A 14399-nucleotide genomic window follows, 5' to 3' on the forward strand; every position below is an offset into this window, starting at 1 on the left:
TCGGCAAAGTCGTCGCTTTCACCTGGTTTCACTGACCTGAATGGGGGCCGGGGAGGCGTCCGCCAGCACGCAGCTGCGCCAATCCGTCGTCGTGCATTGGGCCGGCCAGCCACCGCCGAGCGCCAGGAACAGGGCCGCCGTGTCCGAGAGGCGCGTCGCCACCGCCTGCACGCGGGCGATCGCGGCGTTCAAATAGATCTGCTGCGCGTTCAGCACGATGACCTGATTAACCTGGCCGAGCACGAGCTGCTTCTGGATGATATCGAGGCTGGCCTTGGCGGCGTTCTCCGCCTTGATTGCGGCCTGAACCGCGCGGGCATCGGCCTGCAGGCTGCGGAGCGCGTCGGCGACGTTCTGCATCGCCGTGATCACAGTTTGCCGGTAAAGCGCCTCCGCCTGCTCGAGGGTGGCTTCGGCCGCCTTCTGCTTGTGATACAGCGTGAGGCCATCGAATAGCGGCTGGGTCGCGCTCGCCGCGACCGTATAGAAGAGCGTCCCCTGTGTGAACAACTCGGCCGCCTTGAAGGCGCTGCTGCCGGGATTGGCGGACAATGTCAGATTGGGCAATCGCGCGGCGATCGCGACGCCGACCAGCGCGCTGGCTGAATGCATGTTGGCCTCGGCTGCCCGCACGTCCGGGCGCTGCCCCACCATCGTGCTGGGCAGGCTCACGGGGAGATTGGCCGGCAGGGTGAGAGTTTGCAGGTTGAACTTCTGCAGCACCTCGTCGGCGGAGAACTGCCCGGCCAATGCGGTGAGGAGATCGCGCTGTACCGCGAGCTGCTTCTGGAGTGGCGGCAAGGTCTGCTCGGACTGGGCGAGCGTCGCCTCCTGCGCCAGCACGTCGACCTGGGCCGCCTGGCCGGCGCTGAACTGATTCCTGAGTATGGCGAGAATGTCGCGCTCGATCTTGATGATGCGCTCGATAGCCGCGATCTGTCCGCGCAGCGAGGCCTCCTGGATCGCCGCGGTTACGACGTTGGCGCTCAGTGCGAGATAGGCGGCTTCGAGCTGGAATTGCGCCTGTTCGGTCTGTGCATCGAGGCTCTCGACCGCGCGGATGTTCTGGCCCCAGACGTCGGGTGTAAAGCTGATGTTGAGCTGGGCAGTATGCAGCGTATAGCGGGTCTGCGGTGAAACGACCGGGTTGGAGTTGAAATTGTTCGACGTCTGCTGGTCGGACGGCGTGTAGTTGACGCCGACCTGCGGAAAGAACAGGCCGCGCTGTGCCAGCGCGTTGAAATTGGCGACCCTGATCGCGGCCTCGGCCGCCTGCAAGGACGGATTATGGTCCACCGACAGGCGGATCAGCTCGTTGAGCGGTGCGGAGCGGAACGCCGCCCACCACCGCGTCGGGATGTCGGCACCATCGACAAAGCGTTGCCGCGGCACGCCCGGCCCGCCGGCATCGCTGCGCGGCGATGCGGTCGGCTCCGGCGTGTATCGCGAGACGTCGGGGGCCGGCGGCGGGCTGAAATCGGGCCCCACGGCGCAGCTCGCGAGCCAAAGGCTTGCGCCACCCGTTGCGAGTCCGCGGATGAGACGGCCCAAGGCTGTCACGCGACGCATCTCAGCCGCCCTCCGGATGGGCCGCCTCGGGCGGCGGCGAGGCGGCCGTATTGTTCTGCTCCGACGGCGCCGGCTCGCGCGACAGGAAGATCTTGCGCAGGGCAGGCGCCACGGCGAGCAGCAGCAGGGGACCAATGAACATGCCGCCGACGACGACGGTCGCCAACGGCCGCTGCACCTGGCTGCCGATGCCGTGCGACAGCGCCGCCGGAAACAGGCCGACGCCGGCCGACAGCGCGGTCATCAGCATCGGCCGCATGCGCTGCTCGGCGCCGTTGAAGACCGCGTCGCTGATGCTCATGCCGGTGGCGCGCAGCTCGCGGAAATAGGTGATGTTGAGGATGCCGTCCATGACGGCGACGCCGAACAGCGAGATGAAGCCGATCGCGGCCGAGATGCTGAAATCGAGCCCGGCCAGAAACAGCGCGATCAGGCCGCCGCCGACGGCGAAGGGAATGCCGGCAAGCGCGAGCAGGCTGTCGCGCACCGAATTGAACAGGCTGTAGAGCAGCACGAAGATCAACAGCAGCGTCACCGGCACCACGATCATGAGGCGCGCCTTGGCGGCCTCGAGATTGTCGAACTCGCCGGACCAGATGATGCGGTAGCCGGTCGGCAGCTGCACGGCAGCGGCGACGCGGGCTTGCGCCTCCGCGACCGTGGAGCCGAGGTCGCGGCCGCGCACGCTGAACTTGATCGGAATGTAGCGCTGGCTCTTCTCGCGATAGATGAAGAGCGCGCCGGTATCGAGCGAGATGTCGGCAAGCTCGCTGAGGGGAATGTAGGCATTGGTGCCCGACGGCGTCGCGTAGGCGACCTTCAGGCTTTTGATCTCGTCGATATTCTGCCGGAATTTGGGATCGAGGCGCACGGCGACGCCGAAGGTGCGATCGCCCTCCAGCACGTTGGTGGCCACGGAGCCGCCGAGCGCGGCCTGGACCACAGTGGTGACGTCGCCGGTGTTGAGCCCGTAGCGCGCGGCCTTCTCTCTGTTGACCCTGATGTCGAGATTGGGCTGACCGACCAGGTGGAAGATGCCGAGATCGGCGACGCCGTTGATGTCACGCATCACCTCCATCACCCTGGTCGCAGTCTGTTCGAGCACGTCGAGGTTGGGGCCGATGATCTTGACCGAATTGGCGCCCTTCACGCCTGACAGCGCTTCCTCGACATTGTCCTGGATGTACTGGGAGAAATTGAAGGTGATGCCGGGGAGCTCTTCGTCGAACTCCTTCTGCAATTCCTCCGTCAGCTTTTCCTTGGTCAGGCCGGCTGGCCATTCGTCGAACGGCTTGATCGGAGCGAACAGCTCGACATTGGAGAAGGGCGAGGCGTCGCTGCCGTTGTCGGGCCGGCCATGCTGCGAGACCACGGTGATGATTTCAGGGTGGCGCAGCAGGATGTCGCGCATCTTGCGGGTCGCTTCCGTGCCGGCATCGAGCGAGATCGTCGGCGGCATCGCGGCGCGGATCCAGAAATTGCCTTCCTCGAGCGCGGGCAGGAACTCGCTGCCAAGCTGGCTGGCCGCGAGGGCGGAGAGCGCGAGGAAGACGGCGCCTGCGGTCACGGCGAGCCTGACGCGGCCGAGCGCCCAGCGCAGCACCGGCGTGTAGAGCCGGCGCAGCGCCCGTACGATGATGGTCTCGGTCTCCTCGATGTGCTCGGGCAGCAGCAGCGAGGCGAGCACCGGCGTGATGGTAAAGGTCGCCAGCAGTGCGCCGGCGAGCGCGTAGCCATAGGTGCGCGCCATCGGCCCGAAGATCTGGCCTTCGACGCCCTGCATCGTGAACAGCGGCACAAAGGCCGTCACCGTGATCGCGGCGGTGAAGAACACGGCCTTGTCGACCTGGAGGGCACTGACGAAGATCATCCTGAGCCGGTCGGACCAGCGCGCGGCCGAGGGCTGGCCATGCGTCAGCGCCGTCGGATCCGCGCCCCAATAGCCCTCGGAGAGATGCTGCAGCACGCGGGCGCGGGCCGCCGGGCTCGATTGGAAATTGCGGAAGATGTTCTCCATGATGATGACGGCGGAATCGACGATGATGCCGAAATCCACCGCGCCGAGCGACAGCAGGTTCGCATCCTCGCCCTGCAGCACCAGGATGATGATGGCGAAGAACAATGCGAATGGGATGTTGGCGGCCACGATCAGCGCGCTGCGCAGATTGCCCAGGAACACCCACTGGATCACGAACACCAGGAGACAGCCGAACACGAGGTTGTGCAGCACCGTGTGCGTGGTCACGCCGACGAGTGCACTGCGATCGTAATAAGGCACGATCCTGACGCCGGGCGGCAGCGTGCCGTCGCTGTTGATCTTCTCGACCTCTTCCTCGACCTTCGGAATGATGTCGTTGGTGTGCTGGGTCCGTCCCATCACCACGATCGCGGCGGCGATGTCGTCGTCCTTGTCCTTGCCGGCGATGCCGAGCCGCGGCACGTAGCCGATCGTGACCTTGGCGACGTCCTTGATCTGGATCGGCAGCCCGTTCTGCTGGGTCAGGACGATGTTCTCGATGTCCTGGACCCGGTAGCCCTTGGTGACGTCGTCGGCGCCGCCGGAATCGATCAGGCCGATGCCGCGGATGTTGACCGACTGCTGCCCGATCGCGATCTCGCGGCCGCCGACATTGGCGTTGGAGTTGCCGAGCGCGGTGACGAGCTGGGGCACCGTGATGTTGTAGGATTCGAGCTTGGACAGATCGGCATCGACGTTGAATTGCTTGGTGGTGCCGCCCCAGGCATTGATCTGCACCACGCCCGGGAGGGTCATCAGGCGGCGGGTCACGACGTAATCCTGCAGGGTGCGCAGGTTGGTCAGGCCGAAATTCGGCGGCCCGACCAGCCGGTAGCGGTAGATCTCGCCGACCAGGCTCGACTGCTGGATGGTCGGCACCAGATTGCCGGGAAGCTGGATGTTCTGCTGGATGCTGTTGGCGGCCTGCGTCAGCGCGAAATAGTAATCGACGCCGTAGCGGAAGGTGACGCGGACAAAGGACAGGCCGTAGAAGGAGGTCGAGCGGATGCCGACGACGCCCGGGGTCGGATACAATCCGACCTCCATCGGGATCGTGTAGTACTTCTCCATCTCCTCTGCCGACAGCCCCGGCGCCTGCGCGGTGATCTCGAGGATCACCGGCGCCGGATTAGGATAGGCCTCGATGTTCAGCTTGCTGAAGGCGGCAAGGCCTGCGGCGCAGAACACGACGAGGCCGAGCACGACGATCGCGCTGCGGGTCAGGCCGAACTGGAGGAGACTCTTGATCAAGATCGCACACTTGCACTGAGCGGCAGTTGAGGGGGATGCACGACGGGGTTAGCCCGTGGCCGCAATGGCGAACTTGTTGCTGAGGAAGATTGCACCTGACGAAGCGATCAGATCTCCTGCGTTCAGACCGTCGAGGATCTGGCGCCAGCCATTCTGTTCCAGCCCGACCTTCACCGTGCGCCGCTGGAAGCGGCGCCGGTCGGTGGTGACCCAGACTGTCATGGATCCGTCACCCTCGCGGACGATGGCGTCGGAGGGGACGGCGACCGACGCTTTCGGCCCGTCGATCTCGATCGAGAAGCTGGCCAGCATGCCGGCACGAAGCTTGTGGCTTGGATCTTCGACCACGGACCGAACCAGCTGGCGGTGCGTGGCGGGATCGATGTTGAGCCCGAGCGTCGTCACGGTGCCGCGAAACAATTCGTTCGGATAGGCCGGCACGGTGACGGCCACCGGCTGGCCGAGCCGATAGGCGGGGGCGTCGGTCTCGACGACGTTGGCGACCATCCACATGGTGGAGAGGTCGGCGAGCGTGTAGGGCGCGGGCGCGTTCCCGGGCTGGACGTAGAGGCCCGGCGCCGCGCTGCGCGACACGATCTGGCCCGAGATCGGGCTCGGCACGCGCAGGACCGAATCGACCTTGCGATCGGCGAGGATGCGGTCGATCTCTTCGTCGGTCTTGCCGAAAATGCGTACGGCATCGCGGCCGGCCTTGTAGTTGCCCTCCGCAGTCTGCTGGTCGGAGGTCGCCTGATCGACGTCCTTTTGCGCGCCGCCGCCCGTCTTGAGCAGCTGCTTCACGCGATTGAGCGTCCGGGTCTGCAGCTCAAGCACGCCGGCCGCCGCCAGCAGGGAGGATTCGGATTGAAGCAGGTCGGGACTGTCGATCGTGAACAGGGTCTGTCCCTTGGTGACGGTATCGCCGACGTTGAGGACCACGTCGACGATCTTCCCCGGGTTGGTCGTGAACGCCTGAACCAGCATGTTCTGATTGAAGTCGATCGACCCGACCGCATTCTTGACGACCCGAAAATTGCGCTCCTCCGCGGCTAGGATCCTGAACCCGGCCGCCTGCTTCTCGCTGATGCCGACGGTCTGCTGCGCGATGTCGACGTCGCTGTCCGCGGCGGGTTGCGCCGCCGCCTTTGCAGATCGTACTTCGCCCGTATGGGTGAAGAACCAGGCTGCACCGATGGTGACGCCGATGGCGGCAATGCCGGCCGTCATCCCCGCATGCTTGATGCGAAATGCCATCACAGAGCCCCGTTCTACGCGCTTCGGATGTCCGTCCTCGATCTGCCGGATCGCTGCGCAGACTCTGCGGAGTGAAGCGATTGAGGCGGACGAAATCTCGTTAACAAGCCCAACTGACGTCAACCTTACAGTGCTGCGACGCCAAGGTTGCCAGAGGTCAGTACTAGCGGCACGTTTATTTGTTTTCGATACAGGGGAGAGCGAATTTGAATACACAAATGATAGCGTCCGACGAGCGCAACGGCGCGATTGAACAAAAGCCGGTCGACTGCACAACGTGTTTGCCTGCGCGCTGATCAACTGAAATTTATCGACGCGCGGCTGCAGTTCGGATGTCGTCTTCGGCAAGGCGGCGGTCGCAGAAAAAAGCCCCGGCAAACCGGGGCTAAATTCGTTGAGGGTTCTCGGAAGGAGTTTTCAGTATCTGGCGACCACCGGGCTGTCCCAATGCAGCTTGTAGTTGACGCCGACGAGCACGGTCTGAACGCGCTGCTGGGAGTTGATGACTTCGCCTGCACCCCCGCCGGCCAGAGTGAAGGCCTGCGCATTGTCATCATGGAACCACATGTAGTTATATTCGGCGAAGACCGACCAGTTCGGGGTGAACATCCATTCCGCGCCGATGCCGACGGTCATGCCAGGTTGATAGAAGCTTGCGGATTCGACCAGTCCGCCGCCCGGCGCAAAGACCTGATTGCGATTCTTGATGTAGGCCGCACCGCCCTTGAGGTAGCCGAGGAATTGGGGAGTCCAGAGATAGCCGATGCGGCCGGTCGCGGTGTAGATCTCCTTCAGGCTGTTTGACTCCGAGAAGGTCGGGAAGTCCGCCAGCGCGTGGCGACCATTGATGTTGCCGAAATCGAAACTGCCTCCAATGCCGAACACGAGATTGCCGGTCTGGAAGTCGCAGCCGACCTGGCCGCCGCCGATGACTGCGCTGTCGTTCTCGCGGCCGTAATTGTTCGGAGCCGCGGCGCCGGTGACGTCCAACACACGCGCGGTGTCGAGCCTCGTCCATCCGCCGCCGACGTTGGCGCCGAGATAGCAGCCGGTCCAGTCGTAGAGAGACATTGCGGGCATCGGCCGCGCCTTCAGCGGCAGGTCGGCAGCATTCGCCGTGACCGCAGCACCAAGGCCAAGCAATACTCCCGCGACGAGAGCGGATTTCAGTCTAGCGTTCATTCAAGCCCCCTACATGGCCGTGTGGCCCATTCGTTGTCGATGACGATCTTATGGAGGGCAGGCGGATTCCGCGATGCAGAAACGGCGCAAAAGTCGCCGAGATGCTGGTTTTTGAGCGCTCGTTGCGCGCTCGCGACATCGCAAAGTGCTACAAACAATTAAGAGAAAATATCTTTCGTCGGCGCGAGACGGTCTGGAGATTGAAGCGATCGAATGGTTCGACGATTCAGCGCAATGCTGTCGGACGGCGTTGACGCCACTGGTGATCGGCTTTCGTGTCCGCGGCGTCGATCAGGCGCGATCGCGTGTACGCCAGGCGAAGATGATGAAAATTGCGACAACGACGGCACCGGCAAGCATCCAGTACTGAACGTCGACACCAAAAACGTTGAATTTCTGAACGAGGAAGTCCACTGCGTCCGCCCCTTTGTTGTGCAAGGTAAGCGGTTTGCGCGACAAAATATATTATTTATTTACGGGCGTGGAATCGCTCGGCGGTCCGGGCTGCTCTGGATTGCCCGGGTGGAGACCGGGGCGGCGATCAGACCGCCGGGCGCGCGGCGCGCTCGATGACGAGGCCGTTGAGGAAATCCTCAAGCGCAATCCGGCCCGCCTGATCCGCGGCGTGACGTGAGGGAAAGTTGGATCCGCTGAGCCTGACGCCCATCGCCTTTCGCTTGCGGCGAATTTCCCAGAACCCGCCGTCCTGCGCGTTGCCGCTCCAGGAGACCGCGACGTAGAACGAACGACGCGGGCGAGGGCCAAGCATCAGCTCACCCGATCGGCGACAGGCACGGGGTCGAACCGGTTCTGAAGCCGGTAGCCCACCCCGGATTCCGTGATCAGCAGCCGTGGCTGATTCGGATCGCTTTCGATCTTCTGGCGAAGCTTGCGCACGAGGATGCGCAGGTACTGGATGTTGTCGCGCTGATTGCCGTTCCAGATATCCTTGAGGAGCTGGTCGTGGGTTACGACGAGGCCGACATGCATGGCGAGCACGTGAAGCAGCCGGTACTCCTTTCGCGTGAGGCGAATCGGGCTCTGGTTCAGCGACACCGTGCGGGTGACGAGGTCGACCGAGAGCGGGCCTGCGATGACGACCGGATTTTCCGTCGCCGATTTGAAGTAGCGCCGCAGCGCGGCTTCACTGCGCGCCAGCAACTCGGCCATGCCGAAGGGTTTCACGACATAGTCGTCGGCGCCGGCCTGGAGCAGCCGCACCTTGTCGTCTTCACCCGCGGCCACGGACAGAATGATGATCGGCACGTTAGACCAGGCGCGGATCCGTTCGAGAACCTCGGCGCCGTGAAGATCCGGCAGTGCCAGATCCAGAACAATGAGGTCCGGCGCGCTGAACGTGGCAATCTTCAAGGCTTCGGTCGCGCTCTCCGCCTCGAGCACGACAAAGCCGTTGATCTCGAAGCCGGCGCGCAGGAAGCGCCTGATCTTCGGCTCGTCGTCGATCAGGAGAACAACGTTTGCGGGCTTACTCATTGAAAGCCATGGGTTCAGGCGCGGTGGCAGGCAGGGCGATGGTGACGGCGGTTCCTTGGCCATGTCCCCGGCTCTGAACGGAGATCGTTCCGCCGTGGGTGTGCACAAAGGTCGTAGCGATCCAGAAGCCGAGGCCGGAGCCCGGAACGGATGCCTGATGACGCGACCCGCGGAACGATCGACGGCCGAGCTTTCCCTGCTCGTCCGGCATGATGCCGACGCCTTGGTCGGAGACCCGGATGATGAAGCGCTCCGGCTCGGGCCTGACGTCGACCGAGATGGTCGTACCGGATGGCGAATATTTCGCGGCGTTCTCGAGGATCTGGCCACAGGCTTCCTCGATCAATCCGGAATCCACGTAAAGCAGCGGCAGCTCATCGGCGAAGGCCATCTCGATCCGGTGCGCTGCGAGTCGGCGTCCGCGCCTCTTGACCGCGCCGATCTCGATCCGGTGCGCTGCGAGTCGGCGTCCGCGCCTCTTGACCGCGCCGTTCACGATGTCTCTCGGATCGGCCCATTCGAGACGCGGGCTCAGGCCACCCGCCGTGACGCGTGTCGCACTCAGGAGGTTCCTGATGTAGCCGTCGAGCTGGGCCGTCTCCTCGGAGATCGCGTCGACCAGCGCGCGGATGCGGCCATCGGCCCGGATTGCAGGAATCGAATCGAGGACGCTTGCCGACCCCTGGATCGCGGCGAGGGGCGAGCAAAGCTCGTGGGACAGGGTGCCGTGGAAGGCGTCGCGCAGCAACTGCCCCTGCAAGTGCAGTCGTGCGCGCTCCATGGCCTTGCCGATGTCCAGCCGCTGCAGCGTCAGCGCGGTCTCTTCGAGAATGGCCTCGATGCGGCGCGTGCGGGTCGCGATCGCCGGCTGCGGACCGACGCCGATATTCACCGCGATAACCCCGTGAATCGTGTCGTCCGAGGCAATCGCTCGCAACAGCCAAAGCTCCCTTCTGTTCTCGTCGACGATCGTCCGCGACATCGGGCCGATACCGGCATTCATGGCGGCGGCGTCCGACTGCACCGTGGGGGGTGCGAAGCCCGAGTTCGCCGGTTCAACGTGGCCATCGGACATGGTGACGAAGAAGGTGGCCGGGTGGCCGAAAGCCTGCGCGAAGTGCTGTTGAATGGCCGCGATGAGGTCGGCGATGGTGAAGCAGGAGGCCAGCCTCCGTGAGAATTCATAGAGCGCCTGCATCTCACGTTCGCTGCGCCGCAGACGTTCGGTTTCCTGGCGTAGCCGCGAGGCCAGATTGCTGCTGACCAACGACACGATCAGGAACAGCAGCAGATCGACCGCCTCCTGCGGGTCATCGACGCGAAAACTGTAGACCGGCGCGAAGAAGAAGAAGTCGGCGGCCGCCATGGCTGCGATCGAGGCGACCATGGCAGGCCAGACGCCCCACCTGGTCGCAGCGAAGATCACCGGGATCAGATAGGCAATCGGCACCAGGCTGGTTGCGACGGTCCGGCTGAATGTAAGCAGGGGCGCCGTGAACAGGGTGATTCCAAGAACCGAAAACAGGAAAGGCGACAGCGTGCGCCATGGCGCGTGCGGCTGCTGATGCTCGTCCGCAGCCGCCAAGTGGCCATCTCCAGCGTCGGGTCTGGTCGTCCGCATGCTCGCCATCGAGGACATGCGGCCAAGTGGGAGATTTGCGATCAAAGTACGTGTGCGCTTTCAGGATAAGACATCATGGATTGATGCGGGCGCCTGTCTGCGCACCACAGCGGATCACGTCAGGGTGCAAACCCACCCTTGATGTCGTCAATTACCCGGCAGGCCGACGATGTGCCGGATCGGCGTAGAAAATCTATGTCGTTCGATGCTGGCGAACATAAAAAAGTAATAGTCGTTCGGGTCCGTAGATCTACGGATTCCAAACGACATCGTCCGCCGGAACGATGGCGACCCGACGGAATGCCGTGGCAGTGCGGGTGCTTTCCGCGATCAAGGCGCGGCGGCGCTTCTCGCGGCGGATTCCTGCTCGTTTCGGATCATGCTCGCATATTGAAGCGCGCGCCGCTCGCCCGATAGTTCGGGGCGCGATGCATGATGGAGGCCGAGTTCCTCACCTGATCGGCTTGCGGGAGGCGTCAGCGTGGCAATGGCGGCCGCGCTGATCTGCTTCGGCGGATAAAGATAGAAATCCATCAGCGGCATGTGCGCCCCGTGAGCATTCCGTTGCAGGACTTCGCGCGCCGCTTCGCCGGCGATCGGATAGATTGCGTTCCAGCCGGCAAAGCTGCTGGCCAGGATCTCCAATGCGAGAATGGTGGTCGCGATCTGGACGAATCCCTCGTTGGCCTTCTTGGCGCTGCGTGTGGTCGATGCCTTGCGCAGGAGTTGCCGGAGCTCCTGATGGCGCTCGATCAGGGGACCCATGCGAAACTGCCAGAGCATGTTCGGCAGCGATGCGAAGCCGTGCACCTCGTGATACGATTCGATGAGGTTGCGGCATTGCCCGACCAAGGTCGTGGGCAGGAACGTGAGATCGGATCCGGCATCGTCATGCGCCGGGTCGCCGCTGAGGCGCGCAGCATGAGTCACGGCATCCATCGTCGAACCTCGCCAAGCAGAGTCTAGGCCTGGCGCGCAGACTAGCGGGTCCGGACATAAATCTTCGATCGAGAATCTCGCCCGCTTGCGTAGCAAAAAAATAGCTGTGGCACGTTGCGCGGACTGTTCTGCGCGCAAGTCGAGCAGGCGTTTCGCGCAAGTATGACGAAAATGACACAGCTGGCACGAAACGTTTGCGCCGCGATATCGTGTGTCCGCGAAATCTTCATGTTTTCGCCGACGCATTAGGCAAGCCCCACGTGCAATTGATGAGTCCGCGTGCAAACGACGGAGCAAAGCTTCGTTGCACTATGTTTTTTTAACGAACGCGCGCGGCAAACCGTATCGCCTTTTTCTTCGCCTCTCGCGAAGGATGACACCCGGCTTAACGAAACCGAAAGAACGCTGAAGGCGTCGGTACTCAACCGCTTGGGGCAACATGATGAGAAAGTATCTTTTGGCAGGCGCATCGCTCGTTGCGATGATGGGGATGGGCGGCGCTGCCAATGCGGCGGACACGCTTGCGCCGGTGGGGCAGACGTTCTGCGATCCTTACAAGAAGTATTCGTGTCTCGACAGCTATCTCGGCAGCGACTTCTTCACGCGCTTCATCAACTACTACCGGCTTGAATGGAATCACGATTCCGCGCCCGCCGATCCGAAGGCGCCGCCGTCGCGGCGCGCCGAATGGCCCGCGACGCCGCAGAGCACGCCGCCGATGCCCTTCACCGAGTGGCCCTATGGCGGCACGACCAATCTCGGCGTGACCCGGCCGAGCTCGGTTGACAGCCCCTTGATGAGCGCCCTTTCCAACACGACACTCGGGTCATGGATGAACGACGCCCATATCCAGGTCTATGGCTGGATCGATCCGGGCGGAAACCTCAGCAGCAACACCGTCCGTGGCGGCAATGCCCCTGCCGCCTATAGCTATAATCCCAATACGGTGCAGCTCGATCAGGCGGTGGTCTACATCGAGCGCCTGCCCGACACGGTCCAGAAGGACCATGTCGATTGGGGTTTCCGCATCGCGCCAATCTATGGCGAGAACTATCGCTACACTACCGCCTACGGCCTGTGGAGCAATCAGCTGCTTCAGCAGAACAAGAACTACGGCTACGACATGCCGATGGCTTACGGCGAAGTCTTCATTCCGCAGGTCGCGCAGGGTTTGAACATCCGGTTCGGACGGTTCATTTCGATCCCGGACATCGAAGCGCAGCTCGCGCCTAACAACTACATGTACTCGCACTCGATGACCTACACGTTCGACAACTACACCAACACGGGCGTGCAGGCGACGTTGGCGGCAACGAAAAACCTGATCTTCCAGTTGGGATCCACGATTGGCACCGAAGCCATGCCCTGGCAGTGGGGCGCCAAGATCGCCAATACCAATCCCAATCCGCTTTATCCGGGCACCACGATGCTGAAGGATCCGGGTGCAAAGCCGAGTGTCACCCTGGGTGTTCGCTATACGACCGATAGCGGAAACGACAGCATCAACGTCGTTGCAGATGGCATCAACGACGGCGTCTGGGGTTACAACAATCTGCAATGGTACGGACTGACCTATTACCACAAGTTCAATGACCAGTGGCACATCTCGTTCGAGAGCTACAACGGGCATCAGAGCGGCGTACCGAACCTCAACAATGCGGTGGTTCAAGCCATCAACGCGGCCGGCGCGGGCACGCCATTCTCGGCGAACGTCATGCCATTCAACGCGCCGGGCCAGGCGTTTTGCGCCAACGCGGCTGCACTCACCTGCAACGCATCCTGGCAGACTTACCTGATGTATGTGAACTACAAGGCGACGCCGCTCGACAACATTTCGTATCGCCTCGAATGGTTCGACGACAAGCAGGGGCAGCGCACCGGCACCAAGACCCGCTACGTCGAAACCGGGATCGGCTGGCAGCACTGGTTCTCACCGCAGATCGAGATGCGGCCGGAGGTTTCGTTCTACAGGTCGCTGGATGCGTTCGCGTTCAACGGCAACTCGAATCTCGGGATTGCGCCGAACCGCAAGAACGCCCTCATCGGCTCGGCGGACATCATCATTCACTTCTGATGCGCGTCAAGGCGCGGCGGCCTGGATCGCCGCGCTTCCATCGGAACAATTCGACAGGGGTTTTCAAAATGAAGCGGCTTCTTCTCACCACGGCCTCGCTCTGCGCGCTTGGTCTCGCATCACCGGCACTCGCGGCGGATCTCCCGATCTACGGCAAGGCGCCGGCGATGGCGACGCCGGCCTACGACTGGAGCGGTTTTTATGTCGGCGTGTTTGGCGGCTACGGCCTGGGCAACCACAATTTGAACAACGCGACCGGTCCGGCGGGTTTCGCGAACTTCACCGCCAACTACGATTCAGCGGGCGCTCTCGGGGGTGGCGAGGTCGGCTACAACTGGCAGTCCGGCAACATCGTCTTCGGCGTTGAGGCCACCGGCTTCGGGGCGGACATCAAGGGTGGCGACAACTTTGCGCTGGGTTGGGACGACGCGACCAAGCTGCGTTGGGGCGGCACGGTCCGTGCGCGGGGCGGCATCGCGGTCGACCGGCTTCTGCTGTTCTTCACCGGCGGCTGGGCCTACGGCGCGCTGACCCATACCGACACCAATCCGGGCGTCGGAGTCGACACGTTCAAGACGACGCGCAGCGGGCTCGCCGCGGGCGGCGGCATCGCCTATGCGATCACCGAGAATCTGATCGGCAAGTTCGAATATACCTATCTCGATCTCGGCACCTTCCGTCGCGATGCACCGACCAACGGTGTGCTCGCCTACAACGTCGCCAACACATATTCCCTCGTCACGCTCGGCCTCGACTACAAGTTCGGCGGGCCGGTGGTGGCGAAGTACTGAGGCCCCTGGAGGAGGGAACAACATGTCCTGTTCGAAGCTCGTTCGGACAATGGTGACCACGATCGCTCTTGCGGGTCTGGGTGCATGCCTGGCCGGATGCGTGAGCGATCTTGGCGCAACGACGGGCGAGGCGGGCGCCTCGTCCCAGATGCGCTATTACGGCGGGCCGAAATCTCCGATGTGGCCGGCACAATGAAGCGGCCAGAT

11 protein-coding genes are annotated in these 14399 nt (G+C 63.1%); 3 read left to right on the top strand and 8 right to left on the bottom strand.

The window, feature by feature from the left end; all coding sequences use genetic code 11:
• Positions 1–18 precede the first annotated feature (18 nt).
• The 4 genes from ACVIIW_RS23915 to ACVIIW_RS23930 all read right to left on the bottom strand — a co-directional run bounded on the left by ACVIIW_RS23915 (position 19) and on the right by ACVIIW_RS23930 (position 7273).
• Positions 19–1569 carry an efflux transporter outer membrane subunit gene (locus tag ACVIIW_RS23915; RefSeq protein ID WP_456702980.1) on the bottom strand — a complete coding sequence of 517 codons (1551 nt, stop codon included), beginning with the start codon at positions 1567–1569 and terminating at the stop codon, positions 19–21.
• A 1-nt stretch (position 1570) separates the two neighbouring features.
• The gene (locus ACVIIW_RS23920; protein WP_456702981.1) at positions 1571–4837 is read right to left on the bottom strand and encodes an efflux RND transporter permease subunit; all 3267 of its coding nucleotides are present in this window, start codon (positions 4835–4837) and stop codon (positions 1571–1573) included.
• A gap of 48 nt (positions 4838–4885) precedes the next feature.
• Complete coding sequence (locus tag ACVIIW_RS23925) at positions 4886–6091, bottom strand: efflux RND transporter periplasmic adaptor subunit (RefSeq protein ID WP_456702982.1); 1206 nt, start codon at positions 6089–6091, stop codon at positions 4886–4888.
• A 417-nt stretch (positions 6092–6508) separates the two neighbouring features.
• A complete protein-coding gene (locus ACVIIW_RS23930) occupies positions 6509–7273 on the bottom strand; it encodes an outer membrane protein (RefSeq protein ID WP_456702983.1) in 765 nt (254 codons plus the stop codon).
• A gap of 145 nt (positions 7274–7418) precedes the next feature.
• On the opposite strand from ACVIIW_RS23930, the gene ACVIIW_RS23935 reads away from it, so the two are divergent.
• Positions 7419–7643 (top strand): hypothetical protein, encoded by a 225-nt coding sequence (locus tag ACVIIW_RS23935; RefSeq protein WP_456702984.1) that lies wholly within the window; start codon positions 7419–7421, stop codon positions 7641–7643.
• 171 nt (positions 7644–7814) lie between these two features.
• Here ACVIIW_RS23935 and ACVIIW_RS23940 read toward each other — a convergent pair whose 3' ends face one another.
• The 4 genes from ACVIIW_RS23940 to ACVIIW_RS23955 form a co-directional block, all read right to left on the bottom strand.
• Entirely contained in the window at positions 7815–8042 is a 228-nt protein-coding gene (locus ACVIIW_RS23940; protein ID WP_456702985.1) for a hypothetical protein, read from the bottom strand.
• The gene (locus ACVIIW_RS23945; RefSeq protein ID WP_456702986.1) at positions 8042–8767 is read right to left on the bottom strand and encodes a response regulator; all 726 of its coding nucleotides are present in this window, start codon (positions 8765–8767) and stop codon (positions 8042–8044) included. Before ACVIIW_RS23945 ends, ACVIIW_RS23940 begins: the two co-directional genes overlap by 1 nt.
• A complete protein-coding gene (locus ACVIIW_RS23950; RefSeq protein WP_456702987.1) occupies positions 8760–10352 on the bottom strand; it encodes a sensor histidine kinase in 1593 nt (530 codons plus the stop codon). The genes ACVIIW_RS23945 and ACVIIW_RS23950 overlap by 8 nt, the downstream gene beginning before the upstream one ends.
• Before the next feature lie 366 nt (positions 10353–10718).
• The gene (locus ACVIIW_RS23955; RefSeq protein WP_456702988.1) at positions 10719–11327 is read right to left on the bottom strand and encodes a hypothetical protein; all 609 of its coding nucleotides are present in this window, start codon (positions 11325–11327) and stop codon (positions 10719–10721) included.
• A gap of 442 nt (positions 11328–11769) precedes the next feature.
• Between ACVIIW_RS23955 and ACVIIW_RS23960 the strand changes: the two genes are divergently transcribed.
• Positions 11770–13401 carry an outer membrane beta-barrel protein gene (locus ACVIIW_RS23960; RefSeq protein ID WP_456702989.1) on the top strand — a complete coding sequence of 544 codons (1632 nt, stop codon included), beginning with the start codon at positions 11770–11772 and terminating at the stop codon, positions 13399–13401.
• A gap of 68 nt (positions 13402–13469) precedes the next feature.
• Positions 13470–14192, top strand: a complete 723-nt coding sequence (locus tag ACVIIW_RS23965) for an outer membrane beta-barrel protein (RefSeq protein WP_456702990.1) — start codon at positions 13470–13472, stop codon at positions 14190–14192.
• Positions 14193–14399 lie beyond the last annotated feature (207 nt).

The sequence above is a fragment of the Bradyrhizobium sp. USDA 4449 genome (genome assembly GCF_054056275.1).

Bases quoted from the DNA above. Each gene is read 5' to 3' on its own strand.
- ACVIIW_RS23915 (WP_456702980.1), bottom strand. From the start codon at position 1,569: ATGCGTCGCGTGACAGCCTTGGGCCGTCTCATCCGCGGACTCGCAACG.
- ACVIIW_RS23925 (WP_456702982.1), bottom strand. From the start codon at position 6,091: ATGGCATTTCGCATCAAGCATGCGGGGATGACGGCCGGCATTGCCGCC.
- ACVIIW_RS23930 (WP_456702983.1), bottom strand. From the start codon at position 7,273: ATGAACGCTAGACTGAAATCCGCTCTCGTCGCGGGAGTATTGCTTGGC.
- ACVIIW_RS23940 (WP_456702985.1), bottom strand. From the start codon at position 8,042: ATGCTTGGCCCTCGCCCGCGTCGTTCGTTCTACGTCGCGGTCTCCTGG.
- ACVIIW_RS23945 (WP_456702986.1), bottom strand. From the start codon at position 8,767: ATGAGTAAGCCCGCAAACGTTGTTCTCCTGATCGACGACGAGCCGAAG.
- ACVIIW_RS23955 (WP_456702988.1), bottom strand. From the start codon at position 11,327: ATGGATGCCGTGACTCATGCTGCGCGCCTCAGCGGCGACCCGGCGCAT.
- ACVIIW_RS23960 (WP_456702989.1), top strand. From the start codon at position 11,770: ATGAGAAAGTATCTTTTGGCAGGCGCATCGCTCGTTGCGATGATGGGG.
- ACVIIW_RS23965 (WP_456702990.1), top strand. From the start codon at position 13,470: ATGAAGCGGCTTCTTCTCACCACGGCCTCGCTCTGCGCGCTTGGTCTC.